Below are 1,626 nucleotides of genomic sequence, written 5' to 3' on the forward strand. Positions count from 1 at the left end.
CTGTCAAAACAGTGGTCAAAATTATAGGAGCGCTTATTCTAAAGCCTATCGCAAACATGTCTGATACCATCTTAGTTAAAACCTGTGACATCCCTGATAAATCGAAATAAACTTTCCCAATAGGTATTATTTCGGTGCTCTTTGCTAAAAAGGTAAAAAGAAGATAATGTCCGTTCATCAGCATGAATATCAAAATTGTCATGATGTATATAAAATTGCCCATGAGAGGCACCTGTGCTTCACTGTGAATGTCCAGAATGTTTACAAGCCCAAAGCCAAGCTGATAATCTATGAGCTGACCTGCTAAATACACCGCGCTAAAAGATATCATGGAGGCAAGCCCTATTGTAAGCCCTACTAAGAATTCAGAAATCACTAGTAAAAAATATGTCAAAACATTGTCTATGGATATAGGAACAAGTGGCATCACATCAAATACTATGAGAGATGTAAAAAAACCCAAACCTATTTTAAAAACAGTTGGAACGTGCTTTGTCCCAAAAAAAGGAGCGAGTATAAAAATTCCTAGCATCCTTACAAAAAGTAATATAAAAACCTGTACATTCTGCAAAATATAGCTCATCGCATCCATAGCACATCACTTTATGAAGTTATTTATATTGAGAAACAGGCGCTGTGTGTAATTTACAAGGGTAGTAAGCATCCAAGGTCCAAACAGTATCAAACTTAAAAGCACAGCTACGATTTTTGGCACAAAAGACAAAGTCTGCTCCTGAATTTGCGTTGTTGCTTGAAAAATGCTTATAAGAAGTCCAACTCCAAGGGCTACTGCCAGCATAGGAGTTGCCACTGTCAAGGCAACAGATAAAGCCTCTCTTCCAAGGTCAACCGCCATACTACTTGACATTTTTTCATCCCCTTATCTAAAACCTAAAATGAGAGACTTAACTACCAAATTCCACCCATCTACAAGAATGAAAAGAAGCACTTTAAATGGCAGAGATATCAAAACAGGTGGCAACATGAACATTCCCATTGACATGAGCACACTGGCAACAATTATATCTATTACTAAAAACGGGATGTAGATTATAAATCCTATCTCAAAAGCTGTCTTCAACTCGCTTATTATAAAAGCAGGTATTACAACTCTCATGGGGAGGTCTTCTACCTTGTCTACTTTAATCTTTGCGAGATTCACAAAAAGCGCAAGGTCATTTTGCCTTGTCTGCCTTAACATAAAGTTTTTTAGGGGTTTGATTGCTCTCTGATAAGCTTCATACTGGTTTATTTGACCTTCCACATAGGGTTTTATGGCATTGTTGTTTATGTCATATCCAACAGGTGCCATTATGTAAAAGGTGAGGAACAAAGCCAACCCAATCAACACCTGATTAGGCGGCATCTGCTGAAGCCCTAAAGCATTTCTCAAGAAGGCCAGCACAATGACTATTCTCGTAAAAGAGGTCATCATTATGAGTATAGAAGGTGCAAGGGTCAAAACTGTGAGCAAAAGTACAATTTGCAAACTCGTAGATAAATTAGAAGGAGAAGTAACAGAGGACACCAAATTACTTAAATCCATCATTTATCACCATCTTTTTTAAAAAGGTTTCTAAATCTTTCTAGAGAAAAGTTTAGTTCAGATGCAAAGTTCTTTGGTTT

General features: G+C 37.2%; 3 protein-coding genes. All 3 read right to left on the reverse strand.

Features of this window, described 5'->3' with window-relative positions:
• Nucleotides 1-592: flagellar biosynthetic protein FliR (locus tag AC29Z1_RS17670; RefSeq protein ID WP_488272747.1), on the reverse strand; the 592-nt coding region annotated here is incomplete at its 3' end.
• Between the two features lie 6 nt (nt 593-598).
• On the reverse strand, nt 599-868 hold the full coding sequence (gene fliQ, locus AC29Z1_RS17675) for a flagellar biosynthesis protein FliQ (protein ID WP_011025700.1): 270 nt from the start codon (nt 866-868) through the stop codon (nt 599-601).
• 12 nt (nt 869-880) lie between these two features.
• Nucleotides 881-1,549: a flagellar type III secretion system pore protein FliP gene (gene fliP / locus AC29Z1_RS17680; protein ID WP_488272748.1), complete on the reverse strand. Its 669-nt coding sequence runs from the start codon at nt 1,547-1,549 to the stop codon at nt 881-883.
• Nucleotides 1,550-1,626: the final 77 nt, after the last annotated feature.

The organism is Sporomusa sp., assembly GCF_057736855.1.